Source organism: Streptomyces sp. NPDC048504 (assembly GCF_043200035.1).
Classification (GTDB): Bacteria; Actinomycetota; Actinomycetes; order Streptomycetales; family Streptomycetaceae; genus Streptomyces.
The window spans coordinates 226,084-244,284 of record NZ_JBICXA010000007.1 but is presented as its reverse complement, the minus strand read 5'-3'; the positions used below and the strand labels follow the sequence as shown (position 1 = coordinate 244,284).

Annotated in this window: 17 protein-coding genes; 12 read left to right on the top strand and 5 right to left on the bottom strand. The window is 69.6% G+C overall.

Annotated elements, in window-relative coordinates; translation table 11 throughout:
• Positions 1-19: 19 nt before the first annotated feature.
• The gene (locus ACGFY9_RS19450; protein ID WP_393755598.1) at positions 20-1,219 is read right to left on the bottom strand and encodes an ROK family protein; all 1,200 of its coding nucleotides are present in this window, start codon (positions 1,217-1,219) and stop codon (positions 20-22) included.
• 417 nt (positions 1,220-1,636) lie between these two features.
• Here ACGFY9_RS19450 and ACGFY9_RS19445 point away from each other — a divergent pair, with 417 nt between their 5' ends.
• Positions 1,637-2,218: a biotin transporter BioY gene (locus tag ACGFY9_RS19445; protein ID WP_393755596.1), complete on the top strand. Its 582-nt coding sequence runs from the start codon at positions 1,637-1,639 to the stop codon at positions 2,216-2,218.
• On the opposite strand, the gene ACGFY9_RS19440 is transcribed toward ACGFY9_RS19445, so the two are convergent.
• Together ACGFY9_RS19440 and ACGFY9_RS19435 are read right to left on the bottom strand one after the other, a co-directional pair.
• Positions 2,202-3,527: an FAD-binding oxidoreductase gene (locus ACGFY9_RS19440; protein WP_393755594.1), complete on the bottom strand. Its 1,326-nt coding sequence runs from the start codon at positions 3,525-3,527 to the stop codon at positions 2,202-2,204. The two genes, ACGFY9_RS19445 and ACGFY9_RS19440, sit on opposite strands and share 17 nt — an antisense overlap.
• Before the next feature lie 113 nt (positions 3,528-3,640).
• Positions 3,641-4,393 (bottom strand): LPXTG cell wall anchor domain-containing protein, encoded by a 753-nt coding sequence (locus tag ACGFY9_RS19435; RefSeq protein WP_393755592.1) that lies wholly within the window; start codon positions 4,391-4,393, stop codon positions 3,641-3,643.
• A 146-nt stretch (positions 4,394-4,539) separates the two neighbouring features.
• Between ACGFY9_RS19435 and ACGFY9_RS19430 the strand changes: the two genes are divergently transcribed.
• The gene (locus ACGFY9_RS19430) at positions 4,540-6,657 is read left to right on the top strand and encodes a serine/threonine-protein kinase (protein ID WP_393755590.1); all 2,118 of its coding nucleotides are present in this window, start codon (positions 4,540-4,542) and stop codon (positions 6,655-6,657) included.
• A 31-nt stretch (positions 6,658-6,688) separates the two neighbouring features.
• On the opposite strand, the gene ACGFY9_RS19425 is transcribed toward ACGFY9_RS19430, so the two are convergent.
• The gene (locus tag ACGFY9_RS19425) at positions 6,689-8,119 is read right to left on the bottom strand and encodes an amino acid permease (protein WP_393755961.1); all 1,431 of its coding nucleotides are present in this window, start codon (positions 8,117-8,119) and stop codon (positions 6,689-6,691) included.
• A 226-nt stretch (positions 8,120-8,345) separates the two neighbouring features.
• Between ACGFY9_RS19425 and ACGFY9_RS19420 the strand changes: the two genes are divergently transcribed.
• A complete protein-coding gene (locus tag ACGFY9_RS19420; protein ID WP_393755588.1) occupies positions 8,346-8,831 on the top strand; it encodes a ribose-5-phosphate isomerase in 486 nt (161 codons plus the stop codon).
• A 137-nt stretch (positions 8,832-8,968) separates the two neighbouring features.
• Positions 8,969-9,784 carry an Fpg/Nei family DNA glycosylase gene (locus tag ACGFY9_RS19415; protein ID WP_393755586.1) on the top strand — a complete coding sequence of 272 codons (816 nt, stop codon included), beginning with the start codon at positions 8,969-8,971 and terminating at the stop codon, positions 9,782-9,784.
• A gap of 16 nt (positions 9,785-9,800) precedes the next feature.
• Here the strand turns inward: ACGFY9_RS19415 and ACGFY9_RS19410 are convergent, their stop codons facing one another.
• Complete coding sequence (locus ACGFY9_RS19410) at positions 9,801-11,060, bottom strand: GNAT family N-acetyltransferase (RefSeq protein WP_393755585.1); 1,260 nt, start codon at positions 11,058-11,060, stop codon at positions 9,801-9,803.
• A 162-nt stretch (positions 11,061-11,222) separates the two neighbouring features.
• Here ACGFY9_RS19410 and ACGFY9_RS19405 point away from each other — a divergent pair, with 162 nt between their 5' ends.
• The 8 genes from ACGFY9_RS19405 (at position 11,223) to ACGFY9_RS19370 (ending at position 18,144) form a co-directional block, all read left to right on the top strand.
• Positions 11,223-12,401, top strand: coding sequence for a PP2C family protein-serine/threonine phosphatase (locus ACGFY9_RS19405; RefSeq protein ID WP_393755583.1), 1,179 nt, complete (start codon positions 11,223-11,225; stop codon positions 12,399-12,401).
• 169 nt (positions 12,402-12,570) lie between these two features.
• Entirely contained in the window at positions 12,571-12,903 is a 333-nt protein-coding gene (locus ACGFY9_RS19400) for a hypothetical protein (protein WP_393755581.1), read from the top strand.
• Between the two features lie 68 nt (positions 12,904-12,971).
• Positions 12,972-13,286 (top strand): pore-forming ESAT-6 family protein, encoded by a 315-nt coding sequence (locus ACGFY9_RS19395; RefSeq protein WP_393755579.1) that lies wholly within the window; start codon positions 12,972-12,974, stop codon positions 13,284-13,286.
• Between the two features lie 103 nt (positions 13,287-13,389).
• Complete coding sequence (locus ACGFY9_RS19390) at positions 13,390-13,794, top strand: DUF6507 family protein (RefSeq protein ID WP_393755577.1); 405 nt, start codon at positions 13,390-13,392, stop codon at positions 13,792-13,794.
• A 2-nt stretch (positions 13,795-13,796) separates the two neighbouring features.
• A complete protein-coding gene (locus tag ACGFY9_RS19385; RefSeq protein ID WP_393755575.1) occupies positions 13,797-16,556 on the top strand; it encodes an ADP-ribosyltransferase in 2,760 nt (919 codons plus the stop codon).
• A gap of 41 nt (positions 16,557-16,597) precedes the next feature.
• Complete coding sequence (locus ACGFY9_RS19380) at positions 16,598-17,002, top strand: hypothetical protein (protein ID WP_393755573.1); 405 nt, start codon at positions 16,598-16,600, stop codon at positions 17,000-17,002.
• Between the two features lie 17 nt (positions 17,003-17,019).
• The gene (locus ACGFY9_RS19375) at positions 17,020-17,424 is read left to right on the top strand and encodes a hypothetical protein (RefSeq protein WP_393755571.1); all 405 of its coding nucleotides are present in this window, start codon (positions 17,020-17,022) and stop codon (positions 17,422-17,424) included.
• A gap of 6 nt (positions 17,425-17,430) precedes the next feature.
• On the top strand, positions 17,431-18,144 hold the full coding sequence (locus ACGFY9_RS19370) for a DUF6508 domain-containing protein (protein WP_393755570.1): 714 nt from the start codon (positions 17,431-17,433) through the stop codon (positions 18,142-18,144).
• Positions 18,145-18,201 lie beyond the last annotated feature (57 nt).

Below are 18,201 nucleotides of genomic sequence, written 5' to 3'. Positions count from 1 at the left end.
GGCCCGGTGAAACGCTCGGTCACACGCTCAACGGATCCCGGTACAGCACATCCAGCATCACCGAACCGCCCGCCACCGCCAGCACGGAATCCGGGAAACTCGTCGGCATCACGGCCGACGCCCGTGCGTCGCCGACCTCCTCGCGCAGCGCGCGCAGGCAGTCCTCCCGCCGTATGACCCCCAGCTCGGTGACGACCACCGTCTCGGGGTTGAGGATGTCGAGCAGCAGCCCGACGGCCCGCCCCACCATCCGCGCCCGCTGCGTCAACAGCCGTACGGCGACGGGGTTTCCGCGCTCGGCCGCCGTCACGACGTGGGTCGGGTTCACCCCGTCGACGATCCCCGCCTCCCGCGCCCGCCGGCACAACGTCCGCTCGCTCAGCTCGACCTGGAGGCAGCCGACGCGTCCGCAGTCGCACGGCTCCGTGCCGCCGCGCAACGGCAGATGGGCGATCGCTCCCGCCTGCGAACGGGGGCCGTAGTGCACCTCGTCGTTGGTGGCGAAGGCCGCGTCGACCACATTGCCGACGAAGAGATGCAGCACGCTACGGCTGCCGCGCGCCCGCCCGAAGAGCCGCTCCCCGTTCACCAACGCCCTCGCGTGGCCGTCCACATGGACCGGCAGCCCGGTGTGGGCGCCGAGCAGTTCGCGCACCGGCACGTCCCGCCAGCCCAGCAGCGGATGGTCGACGATGGTCCCGGAGTCCCGGTCGACCCAGCCGCCGGCGGCGACCCCGACACCCAGCGCGGTGGTCCCGGCCGCCTCCGCGAGCAATGCGTCCAGTCCCTCGGCGGCTCTCGCCAGCACCAGAGACGGGTTGGTGCCGTCGTGATCGAGGCGCCGCTCGACCACCACCCGCCCGCGCAGATCGAGCAGCGCGACCGTCGTATAGGGCACCGCCACATGGACTCCGCCCACAACGAACCGTGACCCGTCCAGGTCGACGGGCACATGGGGCCGGCCCACACCCTTCGAGCGCTGGGGTGTGGCGGACTCCCGTATGAGCCCGAGTTCGGTGAAGCGGGCGCAGTAGTCGGTGACCGACGCAGGGGAGAGCCCGGTCAGCCGGGAGATGGTGGAGCGGGCCACCGGGCCGTGCTCCAGCACCGAGCGCAGGATGACGCTCGCGTTGGTGCGCCGCCGGTCGCTGTCGGCGGCGCGCGGTATGGGGGAGTTGGGGGAGTGGGAGGCGAGAAGGGGTGCCGCGGTACGGGGCATGGGGATCTTCCTCGGGAACGGGTCCGACAGTGCGCCGTCTCGGATGGGAGGCGCACCGGATCCGCTCCGCCCGCCTCAGGGGCGGTGACAGGTCGCCGCGGCCTGGCGTCGCAGGTCGACATAGCGACGCGACGCGAAGTTCCGGGCCTGGGCAACCATGCGGTCGAAGCTAGCAAAGCGGCCCACGGCTGCCCAGACGGTGACCGGTGTGCGAGACGGCACGGGTACTGGTGTGCGAGACGGCACGAGGTCCGCGTGACCGGCATCACGCCGAGGCGCGTGTAACGGGCATCCTTTGTCCGGAGCCCGCCAAGTCCGCGACGAACCCTTTGTCGGACGCTGACGGTGATCGGCGCGAGGACCCTGGGATAGCGTCACGAGGTCCCCCTGTACCCCCGTCAACCTGCGGAGTCCCCCTTGAGTACCGCCGTCGCCACCGCCCGCCCGGGCCAGGTCCTCGCCGACCTGCTGCCCGCCTCCCGCGTCCGGGACATCGCCCTCGTGCTCGGCGGCGCCGCGCTCACCGGCCTCGCCGCCCAGCTCGCCGTGCCCGTGCCCGGCTCCTCGGTCCCGGTCACCGGCCAGACCTTCGCCGCCCTGCTCGTCGGCACGTCCCTCGGCGCCGGCCGCGGCTTCCTCTCCCTCGCCCTGTACGCGCTGCTCGGCCTCGCCGGCGTGCCGTGGTTCGCCCAGGGCACCTCCGGCGGCGGCGCCTCCTTCGGCTACATCGTCGGCATGCTGCTCGCCTCCGCCGCCGTCGGCGCCCTGGCCCGCCGTGGCGCCGACCGCTCGGTCCTCCGCATGGCCGGCACGATGCTGCTCGGCGAGGCGATCATCTACGCGATCGGCGTCCCGTACCTCGCGCTGAGCCTCGACCTCTCGACGAGCGCCGCGCTCGCCGCAGGCCTCACCCCGTTCCTCATCGGCGATGCCCTGAAGGCGGCCCTGGCGATGGGCGCGGCCCCGACGGCCTGGAAGTTCGTCAACAAGCAGAGCTGACAAGGAAGTTCCTCCGGAAGAGGTTCGCCGGGTCGTACTTCGACTTCAGCTCGGCGAGCCTCTTGCGCGTCTCCGCGTCGTACAGCCCCTCGCTCCGATCGCCGGCCCCGAACGCGAAGCTGCCCGCCCGCCCGAGCGTCGCGGGCGCGAGCAGCGCGAAGGCGGGGTCGAGTAGCGCACGGGCGGCCTCCCGCTCCCCGACCGCCAACATCCGTACCAGGAACCGCCCTTCGCGATACGGCACCGAGTTCGGCGCGGGGCTCGCCAGCGCCCCGCCGAGATGATTGACCTGTACGACACACATGCCGGCCGCGTCCGGCCCGGCGAGCGACAACACCTCGCCCACCCGCGCGGCATCCAGCTCGCTCACCACCGCGCTGTCCCCGTAGTACGCGTGCGGGGCGGGCGGGTCGCTGTGGATCGTATGACTCTCGGCGTACGGCATCTCCCGCAACGAGTCGGCGAGCACGGGCCCGAACTTCCTGAGCGGCGCGACGAGTTGGGCACCTTCATCGCCGCTTCCCGTGTAGGCCACGCGCACGGAGAGCACGTACCGCCCGCGCAGATGCGGCGGCAGCACCGGGATGTCCGGGTACGGTACGGCGGCGAAGGACGAGGTCAGCTCGTCCGGTACGGTCCGCGTCCACTCCTCGTACGCCCGCAGCAGGACCGTGGCATCGACCTCCCGTCCGTCGAAGGCGAGCGAACCGCCGTAGAGCCTCGGCACGGGGACGAGACCGATCTCCAGTTCCGTGACGACTCCGAAGGCGTGACCGGCACCGAGCAGCGCCCAGTACAGCTCGGGCTCCGATTCCCGTGTGACCCGGCGGAGTCGGCCATCGGCGGTGACGACGTCGAGCGAGCGGACGTGATCGGCCGCGTACCCGAACTCCCTCGCCAGGATGCCCAGTCCACCGCTCAGCGTGTACGACACGGCACCCACGCTCGGCGCGGATCCGTTGAGGGGAGCGAGGCCGTACGGTTCCGCCGCCGCGACGACCTGGCTCCAGCGCACGCCCGCCTGGACGCGGACGGTGCGTGCCTCGGGGTCGACACTCACCCCGTCCATCCGCTTCGTCGTGATCAGCACCCCGCCCTCGGAGGCACCCGGCAGCCCGTGTCCGGTGGCCTGGACGCCGACCGGCAGATCCTCGGCGGCCGCGTACCGTACGGCGGCGATCACGTCGTCGGCCGAGCGCGCGCCGAAGATCACGGCGGGGCGCTGGGTGAACCCGGTCTGGAAACCGGCGAGTTCGTCCTCGTAGCCGGGGTCGGTGGGGTGGAAGGTGAGCGGCTGTGTGCGGTTCATGGGTTCATGCTGGCCGCATAACCTGACATGTGCCGTCAGGCTTTCCGGCGGGAACGAGCGAGAGCGAGCGGGGGAGGGCCGGGTACTCCCGCTACCCGGCCCTCCCCCTTGCCCTAGCTTCCCAACGGCCGCTGCCTCGGCCGTCGTTGGGACCAGTACAGACCCGCCGCACCCGCCGCGATCAGTGCCGCGCCGGCCGCGCCCAGGGGCAGGACGTCATCGCCGGCCCCCGTCTTGGGCAGGGTGTCGCCACCCGGTGCCACCGGCTTGTTGTCGGTGCCGAGCAGCAACGGGGTGGCCGGGGCGTTCGGCGACGGGTTCGTCGTACCGAACGGGACCGGGCCCTGCTGCCAGAACGTCTTCTTGCCGTCGGCGGACGTCACCGGCAGACAGATCTTCCCGGCCTTGCTCAGGTCGTACGTCGCTTCGACGGCGTACGACTTCGACTTGCCCGCGGCGAGAGCGCCGACGGAGCACGTGAATCCGCTGTTCGAACCGGGCGGCAGATCTTTTTCGGCGATAGCCGAACAACCCTGCACGCCATTGACCTTGAGGCCGTCGAAACCGACGACCAGGAGATGGAGATCGCCGCTCGCGTTGGTCCCCTCATTCTTCACCGTGGCGGTGATCGCCGTCTTTTTCGAACGGTTGTCGACCGAGATCTTCTCCGGCAGGAGCGTGGTCAGTTTCACTCCGGCCGGAGCCGCGTCCATCGCCTTTCCGCCTTTGCCGCTCCCCGGTCCCTGGTCATCCGCCGAGGCGGTGAAGGATAGGACCATCACCGCCGAGAAGGATGCCGTGAGCAGCGATCCTGCGATGGTCTTGGCCACGGCCGTGGTCATGGTCGTAGCACGACGAGAACTCATGTTCGTCCCCCTTGTGTTCCCCTGTATCCCCCTGCGACTGTGCCTGAATTCGCAGTACTTGAAGAGGTACCACAAGATTTCTCCGCACTATGCTGGTACGGCATGAAGTGTGACCATTGTGGGGGTGCGGCGGATTGCCGGGGAAAATGGGGAATACGGGAAACATGGGGAGCGGCGGTGTTCCGGGACTACGGGTGACCGGACGCTATCGGCTGGTCGAAAGTATCGGCCAGGGGGGAATGGGGCGGGTGTGGCGAGCCGCCGACGAAATGCTCGACAGGCAGGTCGCGGTCAAGGAAATGCGCATCGACGGCCTCGACCCGGAGGACACCCGCACCCGCCGCGAGCGCACCCTGCGCGAGGCCAGGGCGACGGCCCGCATCGACCACCCCAACGTCGTGCGTGTCTACGACGTCGTCGACGAGGGCGAACGCCTGTGGATCGTCATGGAGTTGGTCGCCGGCCGCTCCCTGGAACGCATGCTGGCGGACGACGGCGCGCTCGGCCCGCGCGAGGTGGCCTGTATCGGTCTGGGCCTGGTGGCCGCCCTGCGCCAGGTGCACGCGGGAGGCGTCCTGCACCGCGACATCAAGCCCGGCAACGTGCTCGTCGAGAGCCACGGGCACCGGGTCGTGCTCACCGACTTCGGCATCGCCGCGATCCAGGACGCCACGGCGCTGACCGTGGTCGGCATGCTGGTGGGCTCGCCCGACTACATGGCACCCGAGCGGATCTCCGGCCATCCACAGGGACCGCCCTCGGACATCTGGTCCCTCGGCGCGACACTCTGCGCCGCACTCGGCGGCCGGTCACCGTTCTCCCGGGACACAACACTCGCCACTTTGCACGCGGTTCTGTACGAGGAGCCGGAACTCCCGTCCGCCGCAGGCCCGTTGCGCGACATCCTCGCCGCGCTCCTGCGGAAGCAGCCTGAGGCCCGGCCGGGGTTGGACGAGCTGGAACGGGTTCTGGTGCCGGTGGCGTCTCCGCCGGAGGAGCCTGGCGGGCCTGCGGGGCAGGGGAGAGAGGAACTCGCCGCGCCGGAAACGGAGTTGGAGGAGGAATCGCCGCCCGTGGCCTATCGGGAGTCACCGACCCCGGCCTTCCTGCCGCCGCCGCTCGTCCGCGCGGCACGCGATCCCCGGGTCTACGAACCCGCCCCTGACCGCGACCCCCACCCCGTCGAGGACGCGATACCGACGCAGCGTCCCGCCGTAGCGGAACCGGCTTCCGCCGCCGAAGAACCGGCTTCCGCAGCCGAGGCCGCCTCGGAGTCGAGCTCCGAGGCCTCGTCCAACAACCGGCGAACTGCTCCTCGAAGGACGGGCGTCTCCCTCGACCGCGCTGATCGGGGTGAGCGCGCCGCACAAGCCGAGCGCGGCGATGAGTCTCAACTCGCCGAACGAGCCGCGGCGTTGACCGCGCGAAAGCCCGTGGCCCTCCCGGCCCACCCGCCGGCCCCGCGCCCGGCACCACCGCACCCCGACCCCGGTCCCCACCCGGCCCGCTCGCCCCGCCCTGCTCTACGGCGCCCGGACCTGGGCCCCCACCCCGCCCGTGTGCCCCGTTCCGCCGCCCCGTCGGCGGGCGGTGAACTCCCGGGCCCCGCCCAGCCGTTCGCCCCCGAAGGGACCCACCGCACTCGCCGCCGTACCGGACTGATCGCCGCCGCGGCCGTGGTGGTCGCGGGCGCCGTCGTCGGAACGATCCTCGCCAACTCCGGCGGATCGGCCGGTACTTCATCGGCTTCGGCGGGATCGTCCACCTCCCCGTCCCCCACAGCCACGTCCCCGTCCACCTCCCCGTCCCCCACGGTCGAGGGCACCTCGCGCCCCCCGACCCTGCCCCCGGGCACGCACCGAGAGGCGGGCGGGTTCGCGTGGGCGACGCCCAACGGCTGGCGGCGGGATCTGAAGACGGGGGCCGAGGTGCACTACACGTCCCCGGACGGGAGTCAGGAGCTCGTGGGCAAGTCGTCCCTCGCCCGCGGTGACCTGATGGAGACCTGGGAGGCCTCGGAACGGAACGCGCACCAGGGGGAGAGCTACCGGAAAATCCGGCTCGACAGGACGACGTTCCGCGGTTATCCGGCGGTGAGTTGGGAGTACACGTTCACGCTCAAGGGCGTCCCGTGGCACGCCCGGCTGCTCGGTTTCGACGAGGACGGGAAGTCGTACCAGATCAACACCTGGTACCAGCCGGGCGTGGAGACCCAGGCCCTGAAGACCTACGACAGGGTCAAGAACAGCTTCGTCGTGCTGTGAACAGTCTGAGTGAACTCCCTTAGTAGGGCGCTTAGTTCACAGACACCTTGTCGCTGTCGGTGTCGGAGACCGCGGTCGGGACCGCCTGTCCGCCCCGCACCCGCTCCTTGATCACCGAGACCGCCACCACGGCCAACGCGACCAGCAGGGACAGCAGAACGGTCGTACGACCGCTGCTCTCGCCCTCGGTGTCGGTGAGCATGTAGCCGAGGACGAAGACGATCAGGGCGATCGTCGCCCAGGTCAGATACGGGTAGAGCCACATCCGCACGACGAGCTTCTCGGGCGACTCGCGCTCGATGATCCGGCGCATGCGCAGCTGGGACGCGCAGATGACCAGCCACACGAACAGGGCTACCGCGCCAGAGGAGTTGACGAGGAAGAGGAAGACCGTGTCCGGGAAGGCGTAGTTGAAGAACACCGCGACGAAGCCGAAGACGACGGAGGCGAGGATCGCCGCCATCGGTACGCCACGGGACGTGGTCCGGGCGAACGCCTTCGGGGCGTCACCGCGGCCGCCGAGCGAGAAGGCCATGCGGGAGGCCGTGTAGAGACCGGAGTTGAGGCAGGACAGCACCGAGGTCAGCACGATGAAGTTCATGATCTGGCCGGCGTGCGCGATACCGAGGGAGTCGAGGGCGGCCACGTACGAGCCCTGCGCCTTGATCGACGGGTCGTTCCACGGGAGCAGACAGACGACGATGAAGATCGAGCCGAGGTAGAAGACGCCGATACGCCAGATGACGCTGTTGGTCGACTTGGTGACCGCGCGCTGCGGGTCCTCGGACTCACCGGCGGCCAGCGTGGCGATCTCGCTGCCCATGAAGGAGAAGACGACCAGCAGGACGCCGGTCAGGATCGCGCCGGGCCCGTTCGGCAGGAAGCCGCCGTGGTCGGTGAGATTGCCGAAGCCCGCCTTGTCGGTGTGCGCGCCGGGCAGCACGCCGAAGATCGCCAGCGCGCCGACGACGATGAACACGCCGATCGCCACGACCTTGATCCCGGCGAACCAGAACTCGAACTCGCCGTAGGAACCGACCGATACGAGGTTCGTGGCGGTCAGCACCACCATCACGATGAGGGCCCAGCCCCACTGCGGTACGGCCGGTATCCACCCTTCGAGGATCTTGGCGCCGGCGGTCGCCTCGACGGCGAGCACGACGACCCAGAAGAACCAGTACAGCCAGCCGATCGAGAAACCGGCCCAGCGGCCGAGCGCGCGGTCGGCGTGCGCCGAGAACGAGCCGGAGGTGGGGTTCGCGGCCGACATCTCGCCGAGCATGCGCATCACCAGCACCACGAGCGTGCCGACGAGCGCGTAGGAGAGCAGGATGCCGGGGCCCGCGGTCGCGATGCCCGAGCTGGAGCCGACGAACAGGCCGGCACCGATGACACCGCCGATCGCGATCATCGTGAGATGTCGGTTCTTGAGTCCTGCCTGAAGGCCGGAGCCATCAGTCATGGAGGAAGTCATGGGGGGAGTTCCTTTACGCCGGTTGGGATGCCGGTGGGGGTGCCCGTACGAGCGGCGTACGAGTCGGTCCAGTGAATCGGAGGTAAAGGAATTCCTGAACCTTTGAATCCAGATCGTTACTTGAGGTTTCCTTGAGGTTGCGAGGCGTTGCCTGTATTTAACGTGGTCGGGCCCCGGAGCTGCTTCCCGGAAACAGCCGTGTCACACTCGACGCATGCGCGTGTATCTCGGCTCCGACCATGCGGGCTTCGAACTCAAGAACCACCTCGTCGAGTGGCTGAAGGAGGCGGGCCATGAGCCCGTCGACTGCGGCCCGCACATCTACGACGCCCAGGACGACTACCCGCCCTTCTGCCTCCGCGCCGCAGAGCGCACCGCCGCCGACCCCGAGGCCCTCGGCATCGTCATCGGCGGCTCCGGCAACGGCGAGCAGATCGCGGCGAACAAGGTCAAGGGCGTCCGTGCGGCCCTCGCCTGGAGCGAGGAGACCGCGTCGCTCGGCCGCCAGCACAACAACGCGAACGTCGTGGCCGTCGGCGCGCGGATGCACACGGAGGAGGAGGCGACGAAGTTCGTCGAGATCTTCGTCGGTACGCCGTTCTCCGAGGACCCGCGGCACATTCGTCGCATCGACATGCTGACGAAGTACGAGGCGACGGGGGAACTGCCGGAGATTCCGGCGCATCATCCGCAGCAGTAGGCGGAATCAGCGCCTTGGGGGTGCCCCCTCTGGGGGAGATTGAGGAGCGGGGTCCGGGGCGGAGCCCCGAGGTCTTTGGAGCGCCCGCCTGTCAACTGACCGAGACAGGTGGGCGGGTGGGAAAGGAAGTTCGTCAGGTGCCAGAAGGGCACACGATCCACCGGCTCGCACTGGACTACGGCAGTCACTTCACCGGCCGGGCCGTACAAGTCACCAGTCCCCAGGGCAAGTTCAGCGACGCCGCAGCACTGTTGACCGGTACGGAACTCACCCGCACCGAAGCCCACGGCAAGCACCTGTTCCTGGGTTTCCGGGACGCCGACTGGATCCACATCCACCTGGGTCTCTTCGGCAAGGTCACCTTCGGCGGAGCCCCCGTACCCCCGCCCACGGACACCGTCCGCCTACGCCTCGCGAACGACACGTCGTACGTCGATCTCCGCGGCCCCACCACCTGCGCCCTGATCACGGACACCGAGAAGCAGGCGATACACGACCGCCTCGGCCCCGACCCCCTGCGCCCGGCCGGGGACACCGACCCGAACGCGGCGTACAAACGCGTCTCCCGCAGCCGTACGACGATCGCCGCCCTGCTGATGGACCAGAAGGTCATCGCGGGCGTCGGCAACGTCTACCGCGCCGAGGTCCTCTTCCGGCACGGCATCGACCCGTACCGCGCGGGCAAGGACCTCACGCCCGCCGAGTGGGACGCGATCTGGACCGACCTCGTCGAGCTGATGCGCGAGGGCGTCCGCGACAACCGCATCGACACCGTCCGCCCCGAACACACCCCCGAGGCGATGGGCCGTCCGCCGCGCGTCGACGACCACGGCGGCGAGGTCTACGTCTACCGCCGGGCCCACCAGCCCTGCCACATCTGTGGCGGCGAGATCCGCACCGCCGACCTCGCCGCCCGCAACTTGTTCTGGTGCCCCAACTGCCAGAAGCCGTAGCGCTGTTGGGGATGTCCTAGAACCCGTGCGGCAGCCAGGGCGCGACCGCCGACCCGAACGCCGGCGACGCCTCCGCCAGCGCCCCGGCCCGCAGCTCCCGCACCCGACCGGCCCCCGCGAGTGACGCGAGGGACACCCCGCCGAGATACGCGGACCCCAACTCCCGTACGGACAGGGCGAGATCGGCCGGCTCCTCGGTGCGCTTGCAGGACGCGCCCTTCGCGTCGCCGGTGAGCCGCCAACGCCCCTCGTTCCAGGGGCAGAAGGCGTCCGCGACCTCGAACACGACGTCCACGGGCGCCTGGTAGGTGCGCGCCTCCAGAGAGGCGCCGAGGTCCACCAGCCGTACGTGCAGCGAGTCCACCTGCTGGACACCGCACCGGCGGATGTCGGAGACCAGATGCTGCCAGGCGTCGTCGACGGGACGGCTGCGCGCCGCGATCTTCCGCGTCAGGTCGATGTCGAAGAGGAACCGCCACAGCGCCGCGTACGACGCCGGGTCCAGCGCCTCCAGATCACGCAGCAGGACGGTCCCCTTGGGGCCCTGGACGTCCCACTCGGGCTTGATGAAGTACCGCGTGTAGCCGACGACTTCACCGTCCCTCTCGGCCACCACGCACCGCAGCGGCGAGGACCCCTCCCGCTCGCTCTCCGGGTCCAGCAGCGGCAGGTCCTCCCACCCGGGCCGCCGCGCCGTCATCCCCGGCCGCCCGGCCACCAGCCGCGCGTACACCGCCTCGCACTGGTCCCGTACGGCGGCGGGTTCGGCGAAGCGCAGGCGTACGTCGTCCGTGCCCGGCGGCACCGTCAGCCGCACCCGGTCGGTGTCGATCTCGGCGATCGTCCGCATCGTCGCGACGCCGTACCCGAACCGGCCGTAGATCGCCGGCTCGGAGGCCGTCAGCACGGCGAACGGCTCGCCCCAGGACCGTACGTCGTCCAGCTGCCGCCGCATCATCGACGTCAGGATGCCCCGCCGCCGGTGCGTCGCGGCCACGCTGACCATCGTGATGCCCGCGGCGGGCACGGAGGCGCCGCCGGGCACGGTGACCCGGAAGCTGAACGCGCCCGCCGTCCCCACGCACGCGTCCCCGTCCCAGACGCCGAGGGAGCGGTCGAACTCGGTGAGCCGCTGCCACAGCTCACGCTCCTCGGGCGACTCCGGGACGCCACCGAAGGCGTCGACAAGGTTGTCGTACCAGGTGTTCCACTCGTCCTGGCGCAGTACCCGCAGCTCGGTCGGCGCGGCCGGTGTGTTTCTCGCAACTGTCCCCATGGGCCATGCCTACCAGCGCATTGCGGGACGAGCCAGGGAATTTCCGCTCGGCGCCACCACGACGGCCTCCGGTGAAGTTCACTGTGAAGTTGAACCTCGCAGGGGGGACAAGTGGGACCTCCCGTGCCAAGCGGCTGGTCGGATGGATAGGGTCCCGAACTAATGGCAGCAGGACGAGAGCGGCGCGCGGAGGCCGACACGTTCACGGCCCGGTTGAAGAAGCTGGTTCACCGGGTCCGCACCGGCCTGCGCAGAAGTGCCGTCGACTACTTCCGCGGGGACGGCTCGGACTGGGTCGCGCTGGCCGGGCTGCTGATCACGATCCCGGTGATCGTGGCCATGACCCTCGCCAACGCGGTGTGGTTCTCAGCGGCCGCGCTGGTCCTGCCGATCGTCGCGGGCGGTCTGCTGCTGCGGCCGGCGAGCCTGCTCGGCCTGTACGCGGCGGCGGCCACCGGCCTGATCGTGGAGTCGGTGAAGCTCGGCCCGTACACCGAGGGCCCGGCGCGGGTGACCCCGGGCGTGGTGCTCGTGGTGGCCGCGTGCGGTTTCTTCGGGCTGCTGATCGCGCAGTTCCGCAGCCGGGTGGGCGTCCCCTGGCGGCGCGGCGGCACGATGCTCTTCGACCTGCGTGAGCGGATCCGGGTGCAGAGCAAGCTGCCCCAACTCCCGCAGGGCTGGCACAGGGAGATGGCGCTGCGGCCGGCGGGCGGCCAGTCGTTCTCCGGCGACTTCGTGGTCGCGGCCCGGACGAACGGTGGTCGGACCATGGAGGTGGTCCTCACGGACGTCTCCGGCAAGGGCATGGACGCGGGCTCACGCGCCCTGCTGCTGTCGGGCGCCTTCGGCGGCCTGCTCGGCTCGCTGCCCCCGCACGCGTTCCTCCCCGCCGCCAACGGCTATCTGCTCCGCCAGGACTGGGACGAGGGCTTCGCGACCTCGATCCACCTCGTCCTGGACCTCGACTCCGGCGACTACGAACTCTTCTCCGCCGGGCACCCGCCGGGCCTCCAGCTCAGCGCGGGCAGCGGCCGCTGGGAGGAGAAGGCGGCGGAAGGGCCACTGCTCGGTGTGTACGACGGCGCGCAGTTCGACTCTGTGAAGGGATCGCTGCGGCCAGGGGACGTGTTGATGCTGTTCACGGACGGGTTGGTGGAGACCTCCGACCGGGACATCGTCGAGGGCATCGACCGCCTCACCGGCGAGGCCGACCGCTATGTCGCCGGCGGCTTCCACGGCGCCGCCTGGCACCTCATCGAAGCGGTCGCCAAGGACGTCAACGACGACCGGGCCCTGCTGCTGGTGTGCCGCGAGGGTCCGACGGCCCAGGCGGGGCGCTGACCCTCACCGGCGGGCGAGGCGGTTCCTCCCCGGTGTTCGGTGAGGAAAGTTTGCCGACTTTGTGATGGTGAAGGCCCCGGGTTGCCCGGACGATTCGCGAGTTGATATTGATGAATCCGTATGTGACACGAGCGGCACACGCCGCGTGAGCCTGTACGGGGGAGCCGACATGAAGTTCGACATGGGTGCGCAGGCGCTGTCGACGCTGATGCGTGACTCGCGCGGATCGAGTCAGGATCTGGGCACGCTGATCCAGCAGTTGGTGCGGGCGGCGGAGCCGCTGGAGGGGAAGTTCAACGGCGGGGGCCGTGCGGCCTTCGATCAGTTCAAGTTGCGGGCGGACGGGATCACGAAGGAGCTGAACTCGTCGTTGGCGGCGATTCTGGGTGGCCAGTCCGGGATGGACAGCGCGTTCAGCACGGGTGACGACGAGCAGCGTGACAACGCCCGGCAGCACATGGGGTCCGCCAATTTCGACGCGGCACGGTTCTCGGGCCGCTGAGAGTTCGCTTCGTTCGCTTCGTTCGCGTTGTTCAGGTCGTTCAGGTTGTTTTCGGGGAGTGGTGTGTGATGGCGGGTGCGGGTTCGGATCGTCGTTCCTACGACACGACGGCGTCGGGGGACGTACAGGGGAATCTCGCGGGGGTGATCGCCCAGTTGGAGACGGTGATCTCGGCGCGGGACAAGCAGGTGAAGAAGGCGATGTCGGACTTCACGGCCGATGGTGTGGCGGACGAGTACCACGGCAAGGAGCACCGCTGGAACCAGGCCTCGCAGGAGGTCCGGAACATCATTCAGCTGCTGAAGACGACGATGGAGAAGAACGACTCGACGGCGCATTCGACGTTGGCGAAGGCGAAGTCGGCGGTGGACAACATCGGCTGAACCGCGGCTGGTTGGTGGTTCACCGGCGGCCGCTGTGGTCGCTGTGTCTGTTGTGGTTCTTGATGGTTCGTGACGGCCGGGTGCCGGGTTCACGGGGGTTGGTATGACGGGCTGGGACCTGCGTCCGCAGGGCATTCAGCATGTGCTGACGACGACGGGCACGACGGCGTCGCATCTGGAGACGTACGCGAAGGACTACGGCGCGCATCTACAGTCGGCGGCGTCGAGCGCGGGCACGATCTCCGCTGACGGCGGATCGGGTGGCGCGTCGGGCGGTCAGGGCGGCAAGGACGGCGGGAAGGCACAGGGCGGCCTGGTGGCGCTGGCGCTGTCGCAGTACGCCGAGCACGCCATGAAGGACCTGCAGTTCATCGCCGCACGGGCGGGCAAGTCGATGCAGGGCGCGGTGGACGCGACGACGGCGTACCTGAACGGCGACGACGCGATGGCCGCAGAGGTGCAGCGCAAGGCGTCCATGCCCGGGGTGACGATGCCGGGAGTGAAGTAGGCGTGATCAATCCGGAGGAGATCCCTGAGTTCACCGGTGATCTGGAGCAGTTGGAGAAGGACTACGGCGCTCTGAAGAAGGACGCCGGGAACATCCGCTCCACGGGTGCGGATGTGCACGCGCAGTTCCAGGGGCTGTCGGCGTACTACCACGCTCCTGAGGCGGAGACCCTGTTCGCGTCGACCAAGCCGGTGTCGGATCGCTCGGACACCTTCGCCACGGATCTGGAGACGGTCTCCTCGGCGCTGTCGGGATATGCGACCGAGATCCGTCCGCTGGTGGCGAAGCTGAAGCAGCTGAAGACGGAGGCGACGGAGTTCGTCGCCTCGGTCAAGGGGGACGACGACTGGGAGTACGACGGGGACAAGGTCGACAAGCACAACCGGATCCGTGACGACATCACGGCGGCGGTGGCGGCGTTCTGGGCCGCCGAGCGTACGTGCCACAACGAGATCACGGCGTTGTGGCACGGCACGCAGATGGTCGCCGGCGACGGTTCGGACAGGAAGGACCAGTACGGCTACAACGCGTCGGACCTGAAGGACGCGAAGCTGCCGTGGGGCGACCCGGTGGAGCAGAGGCACCACTGGTACGACGTCGGGCACTGGGTGAAGTCGTTCGTGTGGGACGGCCTGATCGTGGACGGCGTCTGGGGCACCATCAAGGGCCTGGGGACGCTGGTCGGGTTCGGCGGCTGGGACGCGATGGGGCAGGCGTGGAAGGGCCTGGCGCAGCTGGCGACCGGGTTGACGCTGTCGATGATGCCGGGTGCCCAGGTCGCTTTCTGGGCATTGCCGGACAAGGCCCTGCCGTCGTGGTTCCGCGAGTCGCGCAACACGATGAAGCAGACGGGGAAGGCACTGCTGGCGTGGGACGAGTGGGGCAAGAACCCCGCACGTGCCGCGGGTGCGGTCACCTTCAACGTCCTCACCACCGTCTTCACCGGTGGAGAGGGTGCGGCCGCGGCCGGCGCCGGCAAGGCGGGCGCGGTGGCCAAGGCGGTCTCCCTGGCCGGGAAGGCCGGCAAGATCATCGACCCGATGACGTACGTCATGAAGGGCGCCGGCGCCGGCCTGTCCAAGGTCGGCGACATCGCCAAGAACCTGAAGGGCGTCGGCAAGATCGACATCCCGACCCTTCCCGACGGCTCGGTACACCTCCCCGACGGCCGCCTCCTGCAACCGAACGGAAACCTCCTCGACCACGCGGGCAACGTCGAGACGACCCCGATCCCGAAGGAAGCGGCGCCGGGACTCCCGTCCCACTGGACCGTCCCGGCGTCGGAACCGGCGTCCGTGGGTGTCTCGCATGCGGCGGACAATGGGGTGCACGGGGGTCTCCCGCACGCGGTGGACAACGGCGTGCACGGGACCCTCCCGCACACGACGGACAGCGTCCCCGGCGGGGTTCCGCACTCCGTGAGCAACCCCGTGCATGGCGGTGTCCCGCATGTTCCCGGGAACGGAATCCACGGTGGCATTCCGAAGTCCGTGGGTGACGGTGTCCACGGCGCGGTTCCCCACTCTGCGAGCAACGCCGTGCATGGTGGCACCCCGCATGTTCCCGGGAACGGGATCCATGGCGGCATTCCGAAGTCCGTGGGCGACGGGATCCACGGTGGTATCCCGAAGTCCGTGGGCGACGGTGTCCACGGCGGCATTCCGAAGTCCGTCGGTGACGGTGTCCACAGCGGGGTTCCGCACGTCCCGGGCGACGGCATCACCGGAGGCGTCCCGCACGGCACGGGCGACGCGGTCTCGGCGGGCGAGCACGCCGGTACGACGCCCTCGGCGTGGTACCACGAGACCCCGACGGCCCCGGCGCACGAGGTGCCGCACACCACCCCGCACGACGCTCCGCCGACCGGCCCTCACCCGGGCGGTCACGACACCCCGGGCACTGGGGGGCATCCGGACCACGGTGCCGGTCACGGCGGTGCCGGTCACGACGGGCATGACGGGCACGGTCACGACGGCATTGGTCACCACGGTGACGTCGGCCACGGTGACGCAGGGCACGTCGATCCGCACGGCGGGATGGACGCCGCCATGCACGGCGCCGACGCCGGTCACCCGGGCACGGACGAGCTGGGGCACCGGGCCGGAGAACCGTTCGAGTACAAGCCGTCCATGTCGAATGACGAGTTCGAAGCTCTCACGCCCGAACAGCAGCACGCGGTGGCAATGGCCGAACTGGCGCACGGCACGAACCCCGCGCCCAGCGTCAGCAACGCGGCAGGGCTGGAGTACGGCCACGCGCACTGGAAAGAGTTCATGGACGGCCTCGACCCCGAGAGGAAGGAAGGGCTGGTCACCTACACCGGCTCCGCTTACGATCCCATCAACGACCATCTCCGTTATGACACCAAAGTGCCCGATTCGATCTTGCACACAATCGACGAGATGGACAAGGTCATGGACGCTCGCCCGGTACCCGAGGACATCATGGTTGTCCGCGGCACCGGCATCGACCACCTTGGGCTCGATTCGCCGATGGAGTTGCAGGGTGGTGTCTGGGACGACAAGGCGTTCACCTCCACTGCAATTGGCAAGACGCCGCCACCACCTTTCGACGCCAAGCCGGTGTGGATGCATCTGCGGGTGCCGAAGGACACGCCTGCCCTCTGGCTGGAGTCCATCACTCAGGTCAAGGGAGAACGTGAACTACTCCTCGCCCGCGGAACCGAGTACAAGGTGACACGGGTCTTCGTGGACGAGGCGGGCAAGTGGCATGCGTACGGAGAGGTTCTGCCGAGGCCGTAGCTTCGTTGCGGAGCAGGGAGTGACAAAGGAATGTGGACATCATGAACACCGAACGACCGATCAACCCGCGCTTTGACGATGACCTGCACTTCAACCTCGTGAAGCCGGGCCCGCCGAGGTACCAGACCCGGACCGAAAAGCCGGTGCGGTACTTCGAGGTGGCCGACAGAGAGAACGGTTTGATTCTCGGATACGTGTGGGCCGGTATCGAGGACGACGCCGCCGCGTGGGAACCTCGGCAGGCCGCCGGACCCAGGGGGTTGATGGAGGGCCTCGGTTGGTTCAACCGTCTGGAGAAGGCCAAGGGACGGGGTATCCGACCGTCCCAGGCCATCGAGGAGATGCTGGCCGAACCGGCAACAGGCAAATTCGGCCGGGCCCTGCCGGGTTCCCTCACCGACGCCCCGAACGCCGCCGCGGTCAAGGCCCTTGCCAAGGGTGACTAGGAGGCATACGCACCGCCATGAGCAGTGAACGACCGGTCAACCCGCGTTTCGCCGAGGACATGTGGTTCCAGGAGGCGCCCGGCGGTCCACCGCGGTACCAGGACTGGACCGACAAGCCGGTGCAGTACTTCACGGTGGTCGACAAGCAGGGCGGTGCGGTCCTCGGGTATGTGTGGGCCTGCGACGAGGACGATGCCGCGGCGTACGAGCCGCGGCAGGCTGGAGGGCCTCGGGCGGTGAACGAGGGCGGCTTCTGGATCCGTCGGCTGCGCAAGGCCAAGGAACGCGGCCTTCGGCCGTCCCAGGCCCTCGCCGAGTTTTCGGCCGACCCGGACCCGGCCGGCAAGGGGCGGCCCCTGCCCGGCTCCCTCGCCGACGCCCCGAACACCGCCGCCGTCGAGGCCCTCGCCCAGGAGACCTGACCCCGCATGCAGCACCCCGTCCAGTACGTGGCCGTAGAGACCCCCGACGGCGAAGTCGTCGGATACGTCTGGGCCGACTACGCCGAAGGCACCCTGAACTGGACGCGGCGCGCAGCGACCGGTGCCGATGGGTATCGCCTCGGCGAGACATGGGCGGCCAAGGTGGCGGAGGCCCGTGAGCGAGGCCTCCCCCTGGCCGGCGCGCTGACCCGGCTCGCCCGCGACGCCGGCACCGGACCCCCGGTCGGCGTCCGCGGCCCCGAGGCCGTGGACGAACTCGCCCGCGCCGTCACCGAGGACGACGACCGGCGGCTGCTGGCTCAGCTCGACCACGGTGCCATCGAAGCCTGGCAGGAGCTGGCCGACGCCTACGCCGCCCTCACCGACGACGACCGTGACGTCCGCTGGGGCGGAGGCGAGAAGAACGCGAACGGAGCGACCCAGTGGCCGTATCCCGTCTACAGCAAGCCGCTGTGGCGGGTCGTCAGAGCCCTGTGGGGCACCGGTGCCGTCACCCCGGAGCACCGCTGGAGCGCAGCTCCCCCTCCCACGGTGCCGCCCGACGGACGGCTGCGTCCCGCGGACGCCGTACGCGCCGCCACTTTCCTCGCGGTAGGTGAGCGCGTCAACGAGGGGTCGGTGGACGAAGCCGTGCGGAGCGGTCTGTTCGACGCCATGGTCGTCGCGCTCCTGGACCGGCACGCCGCACACGCCCTCTAGCGAGCCGGATTCGAGAGGTCGCCGCACCACGTGAGGCGTGTCCAGCGCCAAGCGTCT

Excerpts from the sequence above, each read along its gene's own strand:
- ACGFY9_RS19380 (WP_393755573.1), top strand. The coding sequence starts at position 16,598 with ATGAACACCGAACGACCGATCAACCCGCGCTTTGACGATGACCTGCAC.
- ACGFY9_RS19420 (WP_393755588.1), top strand. The coding sequence starts at position 8,346 with ATGCGCGTGTATCTCGGCTCCGACCATGCGGGCTTCGAACTCAAGAAC.
- ACGFY9_RS19430 (WP_393755590.1), top strand. The coding sequence starts at position 4,540 with ATGGGGAATACGGGAAACATGGGGAGCGGCGGTGTTCCGGGACTACGG.
- ACGFY9_RS19410 (WP_393755585.1), bottom strand. The coding sequence starts at position 11,060 with ATGGGGACAGTTGCGAGAAACACACCGGCCGCGCCGACCGAGCTGCGG.
- ACGFY9_RS19400 (WP_393755581.1), top strand. The coding sequence starts at position 12,571 with ATGAAGTTCGACATGGGTGCGCAGGCGCTGTCGACGCTGATGCGTGAC.
- ACGFY9_RS19390 (WP_393755577.1), top strand. The coding sequence starts at position 13,390 with ATGACGGGCTGGGACCTGCGTCCGCAGGGCATTCAGCATGTGCTGACG.
- ACGFY9_RS19440 (WP_393755594.1), bottom strand. The coding sequence starts at position 3,527 with ATGAACCGCACACAGCCGCTCACCTTCCACCCCACCGACCCCGGCTAC.
- ACGFY9_RS19405 (WP_393755583.1), top strand. The coding sequence starts at position 11,223 with ATGGCAGCAGGACGAGAGCGGCGCGCGGAGGCCGACACGTTCACGGCC.
- ACGFY9_RS19435 (WP_393755592.1), bottom strand. The coding sequence starts at position 4,393 with ATGAGTTCTCGTCGTGCTACGACCATGACCACGGCCGTGGCCAAGACC.
- ACGFY9_RS19450 (WP_393755598.1), bottom strand. The coding sequence starts at position 1,219 with ATGCCCCGTACCGCGGCACCCCTTCTCGCCTCCCACTCCCCCAACTCC.
- ACGFY9_RS19425 (WP_393755961.1), bottom strand. The coding sequence starts at position 8,119 with ATGACTGATGGCTCCGGCCTTCAGGCAGGACTCAAGAACCGACATCTC.
- ACGFY9_RS19375 (WP_393755571.1), top strand. The coding sequence starts at position 17,020 with ATGAGCAGTGAACGACCGGTCAACCCGCGTTTCGCCGAGGACATGTGG.
- ACGFY9_RS19395 (WP_393755579.1), top strand. The coding sequence starts at position 12,972 with ATGGCGGGTGCGGGTTCGGATCGTCGTTCCTACGACACGACGGCGTCG.
- ACGFY9_RS19370 (WP_393755570.1), top strand. The coding sequence starts at position 17,431 with ATGCAGCACCCCGTCCAGTACGTGGCCGTAGAGACCCCCGACGGCGAA.